The 15,689-nt window shown below is 68.8% G+C and carries 16 protein-coding genes; 9 read left to right on the top strand and 7 right to left on the bottom strand.

Translation table 11 applies throughout. The annotated features are described in order from the left end of the window. Positions 1-28 precede the first annotated feature (28 nt). Positions 29-508 (bottom strand): Dps family protein, encoded by a 480-nt coding sequence (locus ACIA75_RS07960; RefSeq protein ID WP_397101304.1) that lies wholly within the window; start codon positions 506-508, stop codon positions 29-31. A gap of 149 nt (positions 509-657) precedes the next feature. Here ACIA75_RS07960 and ACIA75_RS07955 point away from each other — a divergent pair, with 149 nt between their 5' ends. Beyond that, complete coding sequence (locus tag ACIA75_RS07955) at positions 658-1,248, top strand: type 1 glutamine amidotransferase domain-containing protein (protein ID WP_397101302.1); 591 nt, start codon at positions 658-660, stop codon at positions 1,246-1,248. Positions 1,249-1,340: 92 nt separating this feature from the next. Here ACIA75_RS07955 and ACIA75_RS07950 read toward each other — a convergent pair whose 3' ends face one another. The 3 genes from ACIA75_RS07950 to ACIA75_RS07940 form a co-directional block, all read right to left on the bottom strand. Beyond that, complete coding sequence (locus ACIA75_RS07950; protein ID WP_397101300.1) at positions 1,341-2,807, bottom strand: aldehyde dehydrogenase family protein; 1,467 nt, start codon at positions 2,805-2,807, stop codon at positions 1,341-1,343. A 117-nt stretch (positions 2,808-2,924) separates the two neighbouring features. After that, the gene (locus tag ACIA75_RS07945) at positions 2,925-4,106 is read right to left on the bottom strand and encodes a 4-hydroxybenzoate 3-monooxygenase (protein WP_397101298.1); all 1,182 of its coding nucleotides are present in this window, start codon (positions 4,104-4,106) and stop codon (positions 2,925-2,927) included. Continuing rightward, positions 4,103-5,338, bottom strand: a complete 1,236-nt coding sequence (locus tag ACIA75_RS07940; protein WP_397101296.1) for an MFS transporter — start codon at positions 5,336-5,338, stop codon at positions 4,103-4,105. The genes ACIA75_RS07945 and ACIA75_RS07940 overlap by 4 nt, the downstream gene beginning before the upstream one ends. A gap of 124 nt (positions 5,339-5,462) precedes the next feature. On the opposite strand from ACIA75_RS07940, the gene ACIA75_RS07935 reads away from it, so the two are divergent. Beyond that, complete coding sequence (locus ACIA75_RS07935) at positions 5,463-6,368, top strand: LysR family transcriptional regulator (RefSeq protein ID WP_397101294.1); 906 nt, start codon at positions 5,463-5,465, stop codon at positions 6,366-6,368. A 30-nt stretch (positions 6,369-6,398) separates the two neighbouring features. On the opposite strand, the gene ACIA75_RS07930 is transcribed toward ACIA75_RS07935, so the two are convergent. Further along, positions 6,399-7,055, bottom strand: coding sequence for a CoA transferase subunit B (locus ACIA75_RS07930; RefSeq protein ID WP_397101292.1), 657 nt, complete (start codon positions 7,053-7,055; stop codon positions 6,399-6,401). Then, positions 7,052-7,798 (bottom strand): CoA transferase subunit A, encoded by a 747-nt coding sequence (locus ACIA75_RS07925; RefSeq protein ID WP_397101290.1) that lies wholly within the window; start codon positions 7,796-7,798, stop codon positions 7,052-7,054. Before ACIA75_RS07925 ends, ACIA75_RS07930 begins: the two co-directional genes overlap by 4 nt. Positions 7,799-7,948: 150 nt before the next feature. On the opposite strand from ACIA75_RS07925, the gene pcaH reads away from it, so the two are divergent. The 6 genes from pcaH (at position 7,949) to ACIA75_RS07895 (ending at position 14,227) form a co-directional block, all read left to right on the top strand. Then, positions 7,949-8,671 carry a protocatechuate 3,4-dioxygenase subunit beta gene (pcaH, locus tag ACIA75_RS07920; protein WP_397101288.1) on the top strand — a complete coding sequence of 241 codons (723 nt, stop codon included), beginning with the start codon at positions 7,949-7,951 and terminating at the stop codon, positions 8,669-8,671. Then, positions 8,664-9,290 carry a protocatechuate 3,4-dioxygenase subunit alpha gene (gene pcaG, locus ACIA75_RS07915; protein WP_397101286.1) on the top strand — a complete coding sequence of 209 codons (627 nt, stop codon included), beginning with the start codon at positions 8,664-8,666 and terminating at the stop codon, positions 9,288-9,290. The genes pcaH and pcaG overlap by 8 nt, the downstream gene beginning before the upstream one ends. Positions 9,291-9,298: 8 nt before the next feature. Further along, positions 9,299-10,657 carry a lyase family protein gene (locus ACIA75_RS07910; protein WP_397101284.1) on the top strand — a complete coding sequence of 453 codons (1,359 nt, stop codon included), beginning with the start codon at positions 9,299-9,301 and terminating at the stop codon, positions 10,655-10,657. 292 nt (positions 10,658-10,949) lie between these two features. Further along, on the top strand, positions 10,950-12,212 hold the full coding sequence (gene pcaD / locus ACIA75_RS07905) for a 3-oxoadipate enol-lactonase (protein WP_397103403.1): 1,263 nt from the start codon (positions 10,950-10,952) through the stop codon (positions 12,210-12,212). Then, positions 12,209-12,988, top strand: a complete 780-nt coding sequence (locus tag ACIA75_RS07900; protein WP_397101282.1) for an IclR family transcriptional regulator — start codon at positions 12,209-12,211, stop codon at positions 12,986-12,988. Before pcaD ends, ACIA75_RS07900 begins: the two co-directional genes overlap by 4 nt. A gap of 27 nt (positions 12,989-13,015) precedes the next feature. Then, positions 13,016-14,227 carry an acetyl-CoA C-acetyltransferase gene (locus tag ACIA75_RS07895; RefSeq protein ID WP_397101280.1) on the top strand — a complete coding sequence of 404 codons (1,212 nt, stop codon included), beginning with the start codon at positions 13,016-13,018 and terminating at the stop codon, positions 14,225-14,227. 9 nt (positions 14,228-14,236) lie between these two features. Here the strand turns inward: ACIA75_RS07895 and ACIA75_RS07890 are convergent, their stop codons facing one another. Further along, entirely contained in the window at positions 14,237-14,659 is a 423-nt protein-coding gene (locus ACIA75_RS07890; protein WP_397101278.1) for a hypothetical protein, read from the bottom strand. A gap of 485 nt (positions 14,660-15,144) precedes the next feature. Between ACIA75_RS07890 and ACIA75_RS07885 the strand changes: the two genes are divergently transcribed. Further along, the gene (locus ACIA75_RS07885; RefSeq protein WP_397101276.1) at positions 15,145-15,687 is read left to right on the top strand and encodes a hypothetical protein; all 543 of its coding nucleotides are present in this window, start codon (positions 15,145-15,147) and stop codon (positions 15,685-15,687) included. Positions 15,688-15,689 lie beyond the last annotated feature (2 nt).

Here is a 15,689-nt window from a genome sequence, read left to right as displayed (position 1 = left end):
CCCGGCCGGGCGCGCCGCGCCCGCGGGATCAGGCGGTGGACAGCTGAGCCTGCCACATCCAGTGCAGTTGTTCGAGCCGGGCCGCGATCTCGATGAACAGATCCTGGGTGACCGGGTCGGCTTTCTCGGTGAGGGCGATCCGTTCCCGGAAGCGCCCGATCACGGTGCTGAGGACATCGACTATCGCGTTGATGACATCGGTGTCCTGCTGCCAGCCGTCGGGGAATTCCAGCCCGGCCGCTTCCTTGGCCACCGTCGCGGCGCGCCCGTCCGGGCTGACCCCGATGGCGGTGGCACGTTCGGCGGTGGAGTCGGTGAACTCACGCGCCGCGCTGACCAGTTCGTCGAGCGCCAGGTGCACGGAGCGGAAGTGGGTGCCGAGTACGTTCCAATGGGCCTGCTTGGCGATCAGAGACAGATCGATCAGGTCGACGACACTGGCACGCAGGGCGTCACCGGTGATCCGCTGCTGTTCCGGGTCGAGTGTGCTCTTGATCGGGACGTTCATCCTCGAATGCCTTTCTGTCGTTGCGCAGGTTGTGCGCGGGACACGGACCGGCTACCCGGCCTCGCGGCGCTCAATCACGTTTCACCGGCTGTCGCCCGGGTAGGACGCGCACAGATCGCAACCCCGCGGTATTCGGGAAAGGAGCAGGTATGGGCCAGCAGCACAATCTGACCGGTCAGCGGGTGGCAGTGCTCGCCACGGACGGGGTGGAGCAGGTCGAACTCGTCCAGCCACGGTCCGCGGTGGAGGACGCCGGGGCCAGTACCGCCCTGGTATCGCTGGAATCGGGAGAGATCCAGGCCATGAACCACGATGTGGAGAAGGGTGACACTTTCACCGTGGACCGGGTCGTCGGCGAATGCAGCCCCGACGAGTTCGACGCGCTGCTGTTACCCGGCGGCACCACGAATCCCGACAAGCTCCGCCAGGATCCGGACGCGGTGCGTTTCGTCCGCGATTTCTTCGCCACCGGCAAACCGGTCGGCGTGATCTGCCACGGACCGTGGACGCTGGTGGAGGCGGATGTGGTGCGCGGCCGCACCCTCACCTCCTACCCCAGTGTCCGGACCGATATCCGTAATGCCGGCGGCACTGTCGTAGACGAGGAGGTGGTCACCGACCACGGGTTGGTGTCCAGCCGCAATCCCGGCGACCTGCCGGCTTTCTGCGCGAAAATCGTCGAGGAGTTCGCCGAGGGCAAGCATCCGGTCCATCCGGAGGGTGCGACGGCCACCCGCTGACCCGGCGGTGTACCCGGCGGCGGGCACACCCGGGGACCCGGCGCCGGGCCGGGGCGGGCTCGCCGCGGGCGGGCGAGTTCAGCGGTTCTCGATCAGAAAGGGTAGCGCTGGATCTCGGATTGCACTGTCACCCATTGGGTTTCGGTGAAGGTGTCGAGGTTCGCACTGGGCCCGCCGAACCGGCCGCCGACACCGGAGGCTTTCAGGCCACCGAACGGGATCGGGGCCTCGTCGTCGACAGTTTGATCGTTGATGTGCACCGCCCCGGAGACGATCCGGTCGGCCAGTTCGAACGCCCTGTACGCGTCGGCGGTGAGGATGCCGACCGAGAGCCCGTACTCGGAGGCGTTGATGATCTCGATCGCCTCATCGATCGTGTCGTAGGTGAGAACCGGTGCCACGGGTCCGAAGATCTCTTCTTTCCAAGCCGGATTATCGGTGTCGAGGCCGGTGAGGACGGTCGGCCGGTAGTACAGGTCGGTGTACTGCCCGCCGGCCGCGACCGTCGCGCCCGCCTCGGCGGCGGCGGTCACCAGGGAGTGGACCCGATCGCGCTGGCCGGCGTCGATGATCGGTCCGAGCGCATTGCCCGGGTCGGCAGGGTCGCCGACCGGTAGGTGGTTCGCCTTGGCCACCAGCGTCTCGACATACTCCTCGGCGATCGAACTGTGCACCAGATGCCGGCCGGTCGTCATGCAGATCTGCCCCTGGTGCAGGAACGACCCCCACGCTCCCGCCGAGGCGGCCGCCTGGACATCGGCATCCGGCAGCACCAGCAGGGCGTTGTTGCCGCCGAGTTCCAGGTGCAGCTTCTTCAGCAGCGGCCCGGCCGCCGTGGCGATCTTGCGACCGGCCGCGGTCGACCCCGTGAACGACAGGCACCCGACCTCCGGATGCTCCACCAGCGCCGCCCCGAGTTCGCCGCCACCCGGCAGGACGTGCAGGACACCCGCGGGCAACCCCGCCTCCTGGAGCAGTTCGGCCAATGCCAGCCCGCCCGAGATCGGCGTGCGGGGGTCCGGTTTCAAGATCACCGCGTTACCCAGCGCGAGGGCCGGGGCCACCGAGCGCATCGACAGGATGCCCGGGAAGTTGAACGGTGAGATCACACCCACCACACCCACCGGAACCCGCCGGGCCACCGACAACCGGGGCTTACCGGAGCGCAGCATTTCCCCGTACGGGTGCGAAGCCAGGGCTGCCGACTCCTGGAGTTCGCTGGTCACCAGCCCGACTTCGAACCCCGCCTTACCCTGCCCCGACCCCGCTTCGGCGACCAGCCAGGATGCCAGCCGGTCCGGGTTCTCGCCCAGCAACTGCGCCGCCCGCAGCAGCACGGCCACCCGCTTGTCGTAGGTCAGGGAGGCCCAATCCCGTTGCGCGGCAACGGCCGAACGCACCGCCCGGTCGAGGTCGCCGGCGCCGGCCTCGCCGACCGTGTCGATGGTTGTTCCGGTGGCGGGAGCGATCACCGGCAGCGTCCGGGCGGCCGGGCGGAAGGCGCCGTCGAACAGCGCACCGTGCCACGCGGTGGTGGCCGGATCGGCGGTGGTGGTCATGGACAACTCCTGTGGGTCGCGGTGCGTGTGTTGCCGGCTCGCGGGAACCAGTATCGCGTCGCTGCCGCCACAGGCGGCGGTGTCACGCGAAATCTCCGCGCGGACAGCGGTTTCCGGTCAGCGGGCGGGCTGCCATCCGGTGTATGCCTCGGCCAGGTAGGCCGAACCGTGCCGGGATCCGGTGACCAGCGACAGTTCCCCGCGCTGGCGTTCGATATCGAACGGGGAGGCACCGTCGACGGAATGCAGCATGGTGGTCATCCAGTACGAGAAGTGCTGGGCCTTCCACACCCGGTCGAGGGCCCGCTCGGTATAGCTGTCGAGCGCCCGGTCACCGCCGCCGGCGAGGAAGTCGGTGATCGACTCGTGCAGCACCTCGACGTCGGCGAGCGCGAGGTTCAGGCCTTTCGCGCCGGTCGGCGGAACGGTGTGCGCGGCATCACCGGCGAGCAGCAACCGGCCGTGCCGCATCGGGGCGGTGACGAAGGACCGGAAGGGCAGCACCATCTTCGAGCTGATCGGCCCCTCCTGGATTTCGAAGCCGTTGCCGTTGACCCGGCGGCGCATCTCCGCCCAGACCCGGTCGTCGTCCCATTCCTCGGGCCGCTCATCGGGCGCGCATTGGAAATACATCCGCTGCACGGTGGGAGTGCGCTGGCTGACCAGCGCGAACCCGTGTTCGGAATGGGCGTAGATCAGCTCCTCGTGCGACCGCGGCGCCTCGGTGAGGAAACCGAACCAGGCGAAGGGGTATTCGCGGAACCATTCGCTGCGGGTGCCCGCCGGGAAGGTTTTACGGCAGACGGAACGGGAACCGTCCGCGCCGACCACCAGGTCCGCCTCGATCCGGGCCGGGCGGCCGTCCGCGCCGGTGAACGAGACCACGGGACGTTCACCCGAGATATCGACCGCAGTATCGGCCACGCCGTACCGCACATCGCCCTGATCGGCTTCCCGGCGGGCGGCCAGATCGACGAACACATCGTTCTGCGGGTACAGCCACACCGATTCGCCGACCAGTTCCTGGAAGTCGATCCGGTGGTTCTCCCCGCCGAATCGCAGGACCACGCCGTCGTGCCGGTCGCCCTCGGTGATCACGCGATCGGAGACGCCGGTGTCCACCAGGGTGCGCACCGAACCCGCCTCGAGAATGCCCGCCCGGATCGTGGTGGCGATCTCGTGCCGGCTGCGGATATCGACCACGACCGAGTCGATCCCGGACCGGTGCAGCAGATGCGAGAGCAGCAGCCCCGCCGGCCCCGCCCCGACAATGGCTACCTGGGTGCGGGTGGCGTTCATAGGGCGTACTCCTTCAGATCGTCGGGGCCGGAGATTCCGGCGGGTGGATTCGATTGCCGGGCGGCGAGCCGCGGCACCGTGGCGAGCGCGAGCAATCCGAGCGCCGCGACCACCGCGAAGAAGTAGAAGCCCCACGGATGAGCCGACCCCGAGACGATGAGCGCACCGGTGATACTCGGGCCGAAGATGGCGCCGAGCCGGCCGACGGCGGCGGCCAGCCCGAGTGCGGTGGCTCGGACCTCGGCCGGATAGGCCTGGGTCACATAGGCGTAGACCAGCACCTGGGCGGAGAACACGAAGATCCCGGTGATCAGCACCAGTGCGTTCAGCAGCAGCGTGCTGGGCACCTTGATGCTCAGCAACGCGAGCAGTACCGCGGCGGCGCCGAACCAGAGCAGAATCGTCGGTTTGGTGCCGCGGCGGTCGGCGAGTGTCCCCGCGACCACGAGGCCGATGATCGCGCCGATATTCAGCACCAGCAGCAGCGTCAGCGAGGTGGACATGTTGTATCCGGCATCGCGCATCAGCTTCGGCAGCCAGGTGTTCAGGCCGTAGACCAGCAGCAGGCCCATGAAGGATCCGACCCAGACGCCGAGTGTGATCCGCAGGTATTTCGGCTGCAGCACGACCATCGGGCTGACCCGTTCGGCCTTCCCCTGGACCGCCAGGTAGACGTCCGACTCGGGCAGTTTGAACCACATGAGCGGCAGCAGCAGCAACCCGGCCACGCCACCGATGTAGAAGAGAATCTCCCAGCTCGGGATGAGCCAGAGCGCGAGCACCGACGCCGACACCGCACCGAAGTGGTAGCCGGTCATGGTGAAGGTGCTGGCGAACGCCCGGCGCGAGGCGGGCATATGTTCGGCCATGAAGGTCAGCGCGGTGGGCATACACGCGCCGAGCCCGAGGCCGGCCAGCAGCCGGAAGGCACCGAACACCCCGATCGAACCGGCCCACGGCACGGCGATCGTGAAGATCGAGAACAGCAGGATCGAGCCCAGCAGCACCGAGCGGCGGCCGTAACGGTCGGCCAGCGGTCCGACCCCGGCGGCGCCGATGGCCACGCCGACCAGGGAGATCGTCGCGGCGAAGGTGGCGCTCGCGGCGGTGAAACCGATGTGGTTCTCGTCGATGAGGGTCGGGATGACCGCGCCGAGGACGACGAGGTCGTACCCGTCGAGCAGCACGGTGAGCCAGCAGAGCGCAGCCGGCCACGACAGTAGTTTGTTCATGGTGGGGGATTCATTTCTGATCAACGGGCCGTAGCGTCGGCCCGGGCTGTGATGGCACTCACGCTAGGCTCACGCTGTTCAGAAATCCAATAGATGATTTTCTGACATCACATAGAGGAGATCTATGCCGGATTTCGACCTGAACCTGGTGCGCACCTTCGTGCTGCTCTACGAGACCCGCAGCGTGACCGTCGCCGCCGACCTCCTGGGCGTCACCCAGCCGACCGTCAGCTACGGCCTGGGCAAATTGCGCCGCCGCCTCGACGACCAGCTATTCGTTCGCGGTCCCGGCGGCCTGACCCCGACCTCGGCGGCCGAACGGCTGTATCCGCCGCTGCGCCGCGCGCTCGCGGATGTCACCGAAACACTCGGCACCACAACGGAATTCGACCCGGATCGGCCGACCCAGTTCACCCTCGGGCTCTCCGACCTGGGCGAGGTGACGGTGCTCCCGCTCGTCTTGGCGGAACTGTCGGCGCAGGCTCCGCAGGCTCGGTTGCGTGTCCGGGCATTCGACCTGGAAACAGCCACCGATCAACTGGCCCGCGGTGAAATGGACGCGATCGTGGCCAGCCCGGTCCTGGATTCGCCGCGGCTGCGCCGGACGGTCCTGTTCACCGAGGGGTACGCCGGAATGGTCGCCGCCGACCACCCCCGGCTGCGCAGCGCGAGCCCGGATCAGGCCGAGCTCGAACGGGAGCGGCATGTGGTGGTCGACGGTGCGACCGGGCATACCGGCCCGCGCAAGGCCCTGGTCGACCATCGGCTCGAGGAGCGGATCGCGGTGCGGGTCACCAGATTCGCGACCCTGCCCTATGTGGTGCAGGACAGTGAGCTGGTCGCCATCGTGCCCGAGCGGGTTGCCGGGGCGCTGGCCCGGACGCATGCGGTGCGGATCTTCGCCCTGCCGTGGCCGATCGAACCGGTCGCGGTGGCGGCCTATACGCGGCACGCGCCGGGTCGCGGCGGTCCGCAGCAGTGGTTTCTCGAGGTGATCCGGACCGCGATGACACGTATGCCGGCGCTGTGAACCCGGCCGGCGCACCACTGACGGCATCGCTCAGCCGACTCGCTGCGACAGCTCCGCGGCGACCTCGATCTCCGCACCGGTAGCCGCCCGGACCTCGTCGACCGTCACCCCGGGCGCGGTCTCGACCAGTACCAGCCCGTTCTCGGTGATATCGAGAACAGCCAGATCGCTGATGATCCGGTTCACGCAGCCCAGACCGGTCAGCGGCAGGGAGCACTCCTCGACGATCTTCGGTGCCCCGGCCCGGGACACATGCTCCATCATGACGATCACCCGGCGCGCTCCGTGCACCAGATCCATCGCCCCGCCCATACCTTTGACCATCTTGCCGGGAATCATCCAGTTGGCGAGGTCACCGCGGGCGCTGACCTGCATGGCGCCGAGTACGGCCACATCGACCTGCCCGCCGCGGATCATGCCGAACGATTGCGCGGAGTCGAAGAACGAAGCACCGGGCAGCACCGTGATGGTTTCCTTGCCCGCATTGATCAGTTCCGGATCGAGTTCGTCCTCGGTCGGATACGGCCCGACCCCGAGGACACCGTTCTCCGAGTGCAGGACCACGGTGATGTCGTCGGGCAGATAGTTGGGCACCAGGGTCGGCATCCCGATGCCGAGATTGACGTACTGTCCGTCCTCGAGCTCGGCCGCGACGCGGGCCGCCATCTGTTCGCGGGTCATCGTCATGCGCGCACCGTCCTGTTCTCGATTCCTACTTCGACCTTGCCGACCGGCACGACCCGCTGGACCTGGATTCCGGGGGTGTGCACCTGATCCGGGTCGAGTTCGCCGGGTTCCACCAGATGCTCGACCTGAGCGATGGTGATCCGGCCCGCCGCGGCGGCGGGTGGATTGAAATTGCGGGCGCTGGCGCGGTAGACGAGGTTGCCGTGCCGATCGCCCTTCCACGCGTGGACCAGGGCGTAATCGGTGACGATCCCGCGTTCGAGCACGTAGGTGACACCGTCGAACTCCCGGGTCTCCTTCGGCGGGCTCGCCACGGCGACCCCGCCCGCACCGTCGTAGCGCAACGGCAGACCGCCCTCGGCGACCTGGGTGCCCACGCCGGCGGGCGTGAAGAACGCCGGGATACCCGCGCCGCCGGCCCGCATCCGCTCGGCGAGCGTGCCCTGCGGGGTCAGTTCGACCTCGAGTTCGCCGGACAGGTACTGGCGCGCGAATTCCTCGTTGGCCCCGACGTACGAGCTGATGGTGCGGCGGATGCGGTGGGCCGCGAGCAGCACACCGAGGCCGAACCCGTTCGTACCGCAGTTGTTGCTGACGACCTCCAGATCCGCGGCACCCTGGTCGAGCAGCGCGTTGATGAGCACTTCGGGGATTCCGACCAGCCCGAATCCGCCGACGGCGAGTGACGAACCGTCGGGGATATCGGCGACCGCTTCGGCGGCTGAGGCAATGACTTTGTCCATCACGCACTCCACAGTAGCCATTTTTGTACGGATTGTGAACTCATGTGCGTATAGTGAACGCTACGAGCGGCCATTGATCCGGTAGCCACCGAGTCCTATGCTGTTCGCATACCGAAACAATGTCCATATCCCGAACGCGAGGTCGCGCGCATGCTCCAACTGCCACCGCGGTACCGCGGTATCGACAAGAACGAGGAAGCTCCGCTCGACTTCGCCGACTACCGCACCACCACCCTCCGCCACCCCAAACAACCGCTGCTCCTGCTACCGCAGCGGCTCGGTGAACTCACCGGCCCGGTACTCGGCGAAGGCCGCATCACCGAGGCCGACGCCGATCTGACCCTGGCCCGGGACGGTGAAGCGCAAGGTCAGCGGATCGTCGTCCACGGGCACGTCCTCGACAGCGACCGCAAACCGGTGCCCAACACCCTGATCGAGGTCTGGCAGGCCAATGCCGCCGGCCGCTACCGGCACCAGGGCGACCAGTGGCCCGCTCCCCTGGACCCGCATTTCGACGGGGTCGGCCGCGTGCTCACCGACAGCGACGGCCACTACTCGTTCACCACCATCAAGCCGGGTGCCTATCCGTGGGGTAACCACCACAACGCGTGGCGTCCCGCGCATATCCATTTCTCCCTGTTCGGGCGCGCCTTCACCCAGCGTCTGGTCACCCAGATGTACTTTCCGGACGATCCGATGTTCTTCCAGGACCCGATCTACAACTCGGTACCCGACGGCGCCCGCCAGCGCATGGTCAGCGTGTTCGACTACGGCGCCACCACCGACAACTGGGCACTGGGCTTCCGTTTCGACATCGTGCTGCGCGGTCGCGACGCCACCCCCTTCGAAGAGGAGGACCACGACGATGAGTGAGACCGAATTCGCGCCTCGCTACCCCGTGATCCCCGGAGATTTCACCACCGTGGAGTTCGGGCCGACCCCGTCGCAGACCGTCGGACCGTATCTCCATATCGGACTGCCCTGGCCCGACGGACCCGATGTGGTTGCGCCGGGTACCGATGGGTCTATCACCGTCACAGTGACGGTGATAGACGGCGCCCGGAACCCGGTCACCGACGCGATGGTGGAGGTCTGGCAGGCCAACCGGGACGGTGTCTTCGAGCACCCGGACGATCCCCGCCCGCAGACCGACCCGGCATTCCGCGGTTTCGGCCGCGGCATCGCCGACACCACCGGCACCATCCGGTTCACCACCGTCAAACCCGGCGCCGTCCCGGTCGGTGACGGCTCGGCCCAGGCACCGCATCTGAACGTGACGGTCTTCGCACGCGGCATGCTCAACCGGTCCATCACCCGGCTCTACTTCCCCGACGAACAAGCCGCCAACGACACCGATCCCGTACTGGCCGCGCTGCCGGAAACCCAGCGGCACAAGCTGATCGCGACGGCCACCGCCGAGGGCTACCACCTCGATATCGTGCTGCAGGACGCCGACCCGGACGGCGCCGAGACGCCGTTCTTCTACCTGTAGGAGTACGCGTGCCCCGTGGAGAGCTGTTCGACCCGTTGTTCGGTGCGGCCGACCTCGGCGCCGCCCTGTCCGACCGTGCCTGGATCGGCGCGCTGGTCGGGGTGGAATGCGCACTCGCCCGTGCCCAAGCGGTGGCCGGCGTGCTCGATGAGGGGCACGCGGCAGCCATCGACGCCGCCGGACCGGAACTCGCCGCCACGCTCGACCCGGCGGAACTCGGGGCGGCGGCGGTCGCGGGCGGCAACCCGGTGATCCCGCTGGTGCGCAGGCTGCGCGAAGCCTGCGCACCCGCGGGTGTTCCGGCCGCCGCCGTCCACAAGGGCGCCACCAGCCAGGACATCCTCGACAATGCGCTGCTTCTGCTCGCCCAGCGCGCCGGCGCCCTGATCGTCGACGATCTACGCTCCGCCGCCGATGCCGCGGCGGATCTCGCGCAGACGCACCGCGGCACCCCCATGGCCGCCCGCACGCTGGGACAACAGGCCTTACCCACCACCTTCGGCGCACTCGCGGCCGGCTGGTGCAAGGCCCTCGACCGGGCGGCGGGCGTGGTCACCGCCGCACTCGCCGACCTCCCCGTTCAATTCGGCGGAGCCGCCGGAACACTCGCCGCGCTGTACCCGCACGGACCAGCTGTCGCCGACGCGCTGGCCGCGGAACTCGGACTGGCACCACAGGGCATCCCGTGGCACACCGACCGCACCCCGATCGCCGAACTCACCACCTCGCTCGGCATCGCCGCCGGAGCGGTCGGCAAGATCGCCACGGATATCGTCGCGCTGTCGGCCACCGAACTCGGCGAGGTCAGCGAGGACGCCCCCGGCGGTTCCTCGGCAATGCCGCACAAGCGCAATCCGATCGCCGCGATCACCGCCCGCGCCGCCGCCCGCCGGGTCCCCGGACTGGTGGCGGACGCACTCGGGGCGATGGACCACGAACTGCAGCGCGCGGCCGGCGCCTGGCATGCCGAATGGGAAACCGTCACCGATCTGCTGCGGCTCACCGGCGGCGCCGCCCACCGGCTCGCCCAGAGCCTCACCGGTTTGCAGGTCCACCCCGTGGCGATGGCCCAGAATCTCGCCGTCACCGGGGGGCTGCTGCTGGCCGAACGCGTCACCGCGGCACTGGCCGAACATACCGACCGCGCCCGCGATATCGTCACCGCCGCCGCCACCGCGCATCCGCCGGCACTGGATACCGACCCCACGATCATCGAATATCTGGGAGCCGACCGGGTACGCGAATTACTCGACCCCGCAGGATATTTGGGTCATGCCGCCGATCTGGTGGCGCGGGTCCTCGACGAACGCGGCGATGCCCCGGAACCCTTGCCCCCGCCGGCGAACAGCAAACCCGGACAATCGTGACCCGGTCGCTGCACCCAGTTACTGCACCGGGCCCGCACGACGACAACCGTCGGCCGCGCCCGGTGCGCGGAGCTTTCGCCGGCAGCGGTAGCCCGGCCACTACACGCAAGACCCGCCGCGACAACCGTGAACTGGCCGGTCCACGCAGAACCCGCGGCAACAACCATGACTCGGCCGGTCCACAGAGAATCCACGACAACCATGACCCGGCCGGCCTGCGCAATGCCCGCGGCAACGGCCGTGCCTCGGACATTCCGCACGGAACTGTCGGCAAATGAACGGAGCAAGTGATATGGGCGCCACCGCGGATTCGACGACCGCGACCGTCGAACTCTCCTACCGGTCCACCGGTCCCGCGACCGCACCCACGGTCGTACTGCTCGGGTCTCTCGGTTCGGACCGGTCGATGTGGGATCCGCAGGTCGCCGCGCTAACCGCCGACCACGAGGTCGTCGCCGTGGATCTGCGCGGTCACGGCCGGTCCCCCATCGGTACCGGCGACCCCACGATCGCCGACCTCGCCGGAGATGTACTCGCCCTGCTGGACCGCCTCGGACGCGACGCGGTACACCTGGTCGGACTCTCCCTCGGCGGCGCGGTCGCCCAGTGGATCGCCGCCCACGCGCCGGCCCGGGTCCGCACGCTGACCCTGCTGTGCACCGCCGCGAAATTCGGCACCACGCAGAGCTGGCTCGACCGGGCCGCCGCGGTCCGCGCCGACGGGACCGGCTCTATCGCCGACGCCGTAGTCGGCCGCTGGTTCACGGCCGGGCTCGCCGAACGCGATCCCGGCCTGATCGCCCGCAGCCGCGCCATGGTGGAAGCCACCACGGACGAGGGCTACGCCGCCTGCTGCGGCGCCCTCGCGCAGTTCGACAGCCGCCCCGATCTCGCCCGGATCACCGCACCCACGCTGGTGATCGCCGGCGCCCAGGACCCGGCCACCACACCCGACGATATGCGCCGACTCGCCGACAGTATCGCGAATTCGGTTCTGCACGTACTGGATCCGGCCGCCCACCTGGCCAGTGTCGAACAGGCCGGACCGGTCACCGCGCTCCTCACCGGCCATATCGCCGGCCAGGGCGAACGCACCGCGGCCTTCGATCAGGGGATGCGGGTGCGCCGGGCGGTCCTGGGCGACGCCCATGTCGACCGCGCCGTGGCCGGCACCACCGACTTCACCGCGCCGTTCCAGGATTTCATCACCCGCACCGCCTGGGGCGATGTCTGGAGCCGGCCCGGCCTGGACCAGCACACCCGGCGCCTGCTCACCCTCGCCGTCCTCACCGCTGTCGGCAACACCCACGAGCTGGATATGCATATCCGCGCAGCCCTCCGGGCCGGGGTGGCACCGGACGAGCTCGCCGAGGTCTTCCTGCACACCGCGGTCTACGCGGGTGTGCCGAACAGTAACCTCGCCTTCGGACTCGGCAAGGCGGCGCTCGCCGAGGGCCTGCTCGCCGACGGCGCACCCACCGGAGACGCAGCGCCCGAGCCGACCGACGCCCCCCCGGCCGGGTCCTCGAGTGCAGAGGAAACATCCCGACCATGACCGAACCCTCCCCCGACTATGTGCAATCGCTGGGCCGCGGCCTCGCCGTCATCCGCGCCTTCGACGCCGAGAACCCGCGCCGCACACTCAGCGAGGTCGCCAAAGCCACCGACCTGACCCGCGCGACCGCGCGTCGCTTCCTGCTGACCCTGGTGGAACTCGGCTATGTCCGCACCGACGGTTCCCAGTTCTGGCTCACCCCCCGCGTACTGGAACTCGGCTACAGCTATCTGTCGAGCCTGAGCCTGCCCGAGGTCGCCGGCCCGCACCTGGAATCGCTGGCCAATCAGGTACACGAATCGACATCGGTCTCCATTCTCGACGGCGACGATATCGTCTACGTCGCCCGCGTACCGGTCAGCCGGATCATGACGGTGTCGATCACGATCGGCACCCGCTTCCCCGCCTTCAGCACATCGATGGGCCGGGTCCTGCTGGCCGGCCTGCCGGAGAGTGCATTCGAGGAGTACCTGGCGAAGGTCACCTTCACCCCGCTCACCGACCGCACGGTCCTCAGCGCCGGCAAACTCCGCGACGAGGTGCACCGCACCCGGGAAGCCGGCTACTGCCTCGTCGACCAGGAACTCGAACAGGGCCTGCGCTCGATGGCCGCCCCGATCCGCGACCACACCGGCACCGTCTGCGCCGCCGTGAACATCTCCACCCACGCCGCCCGCTACACCGCCGACAGCGTCCGCGCCGATCTGCTGCCGCCATTGCTGGCCACCGCGTCGGCCATCAGCACCGACCTCGCCCGCGTCCAGAACCACTCCTGAAAACCCAGCACCACGAAGGAATCTCCCATGATCGACGCTGTCATCTGCGAACCCCTGCGCACACCGGTGGGCCGATTCGGCGGAGTGTTCAAAGACATCGCCCCGGAAACCCTGGCCGCGACGCTGATCACCGAACTGGTCGCCCGCACCGGCCTGCCCGCCGAGCAGATCGATGACGTCATCCTCGGCCAGGCCTCCCCCAACGGCGAGGCCCCGGCGATCGGCCGGGTGGCGGCCCTGGACGCCGGTCTCGGTGTCGAGATCCCGGGCCTGCAGGTGGACCGGCGCTGCGGCTCCGGCCTGCAGGCGGTGCTGCAGGCGTGCATGCAGGTCGCCACCGGCGGCAGCGATCTGATTCTGGCCGGTGGCACGGAATCCATGAGCCAGGCCGAGTTCTACGCCACCGGTATGCGCTGGGGCGTCAAAGGCGAGGGGATCGCGCTCAACGACCGGCTGGCCCGGGCCCGCGTCACCGCCGGCGGTAAGAACTTCCCCGTCCCCGGCGGCATGATCGAAACCGCGGAGAACCTGCGTGCCGAATTCTCGATCAGCCGCGCCGACCAGGACGCCCTCGCGGTGCAGTCCCATCAGCGTGCGGTCGCCGCCCAGCAGTCCGGCCGGTTCGCCGAGGAGATCGTCGGAGTCGCTGTCCCGCAACGCAAATCGGACCCGGTCGTCGTCGATACCGACGAACACCCGCGCGCCGGCACCACCGTCGAAGCCCTCGCGAAACTGCGCCCCATCCGCGGCAAAGCCGACCCCGGGGCCACGGTCACCGCCGGTAACGCCAGCGGCCAGAACGACGGCGCCGCCCTGTGCATCGTCACCACCCCCGAAAAAGCCCGCGCCCTCGGCCTGCGCCCCCTCGCCCGGCTCGCCTCCTGGGCGGTCGCGGGTGTCCCCCCGCGCACCATGGGCATCGGCCCGGTCCCCGCCACCGAAAAAGCCCTCGGGCGCCTCAGCTTGACCCTCGACGATATGTCGGTCATCGAGCTCAACGAAGCCTTCGCCGCCCAAACCCTCGCCGTCCTGCGCAGCTGGAAGCTCGAACCCGACGACGACCGCCTCAACCCCAACGGTTCTGGCATCTCCCTCGGTCATCCGGTCGGCGCGACGGGCGCCCGCATCCTCGCCACCCTCCTGCGCGAACTGGACCGCCGCGAAGGCCGCTATGCCCTGGAAACCATGTGCATCGGCGGCGGCCAGGGCCTCGCCGCGGTCTTCGAACGCCTCTCCTGAACCTAGACTTCAGGCGCCGGGGTGCGGGGCGTCGATCGTCTTCCCGGCCCGGACCAAGGTCTCCTCGATATCGAATCGATCAGTCCGCCACGAATCCGTGGCGACCTGTACGCGCCCGCGCCAGGTACGCATGATCCGGGCGTGGACGGGCCACCGGACGAAGCGGCGCATATCCCGCTCGGTATCCCATACCGAGATCGACCCGCCACGCCGCTGCGCCGGTCGGCCCCACAACCAGACGCCGACCGCCCCGTGCAGAACAGGCCAGGTGTCCCCCAATTCCATTCCCTGCGCGTAGATCTGCTGGACCTCCTCCTCCGATCCCGCCAGGAAGTCCGTGACGCTGACGAACACCGAGCCCGTCGCTTCCTCGCGCGGGCCCGGTTTCCACGGCATGAGCACGGTGCCCTCCGCGAAGGGCTGGGCCGTCATGACGCGACTCGCCTGAAAAGGTCGCTTCCGGACCCGATTTTAATAAGCATTAATAGATAGTATGCGGACGCGTATTAAATGACAACAGGTGCCGGCGGCCCGAGGAACGCGCCGGCATGTCCGGCGGCCGAGAAGGCCCCGAGCACCCGGGCGCGCGGCACGCTACCGTCCCGAATCGGAACCGACACACCGGATCGGAATCATCTGACGGGCGGGTGCGGACGAGTCGAGCCGGGTATGCGCACCCGAAGCCGATGTGGGCCACGGCGCGATCCATCCGATCGCTTCTGCCCGGAATGCCCATCGGCACCGAGGTATCCGAGTCGTCAGCGACACTCCACACCGGCGGTGAGACCACTCGGGCCCCGGGGCGTCCCGCACACCGCCGCGACAAGTCCGCCGACCGCCCGACGTCCCGGCTCGAATACCACGTTGACCAGCCTCTTTCTGTTAGCGTTTGCTCATCTGACGAAGAGGAGAGGTCCATGGTGCGGTCCAGCTTCTTCCGTATCGGCATCGGCGCGGCCGTCGCTGCCTTCGTGCTGACTGTGCTCGCCGCGATCTTCCCGGCCGTGGCCGCCGCCCAGGACACCCGGACGCCGATCGCCCTCGCCGCGACGGTCACGGGGACCACCATCGACTACACCGTGGACAACGTCCCCAATCGGCGGGACACGTTCCCGGTCATCCGGGGTGAATGCACCACCGTCCTGGTGAACACCGCCGTCGCCGCGCCCATCCTCGCTCCCGCCGCCGTCGAGACCCTCAGCGGCCGCGAAATCGACGCGTACGACCTGCTGCAGCGCCTGATCACCGACGGCGCCATCACCGCGGGACCGCGGATCCAATTCGCCTCCGAGACCGGACAGGTCACTGGATCGTTCACCGATACCCCGCGCGGGGTCTACCTGGTGGCCACCCTCTGCAATATGCGCCCGATCAGCGGCGAGTTCGAGCCCGAACTGCTCGATATCGTCCCCGTGGTCGTCGCCGATCTGCGTGCGGGCTCGGCAACACCGGCGCAGTAGCC

It is taken from the genome of Nocardia sp. NPDC051750, from assembly GCF_044453135.1.
In the GTDB taxonomy this organism is placed as follows: domain Bacteria; phylum Actinomycetota; class Actinomycetes; order Mycobacteriales; family Mycobacteriaceae; genus Nocardia.
The sequence above is the reverse complement of the archived record's forward strand: the minus strand, read 5'-3'. Positions and strand labels throughout refer to the sequence as shown.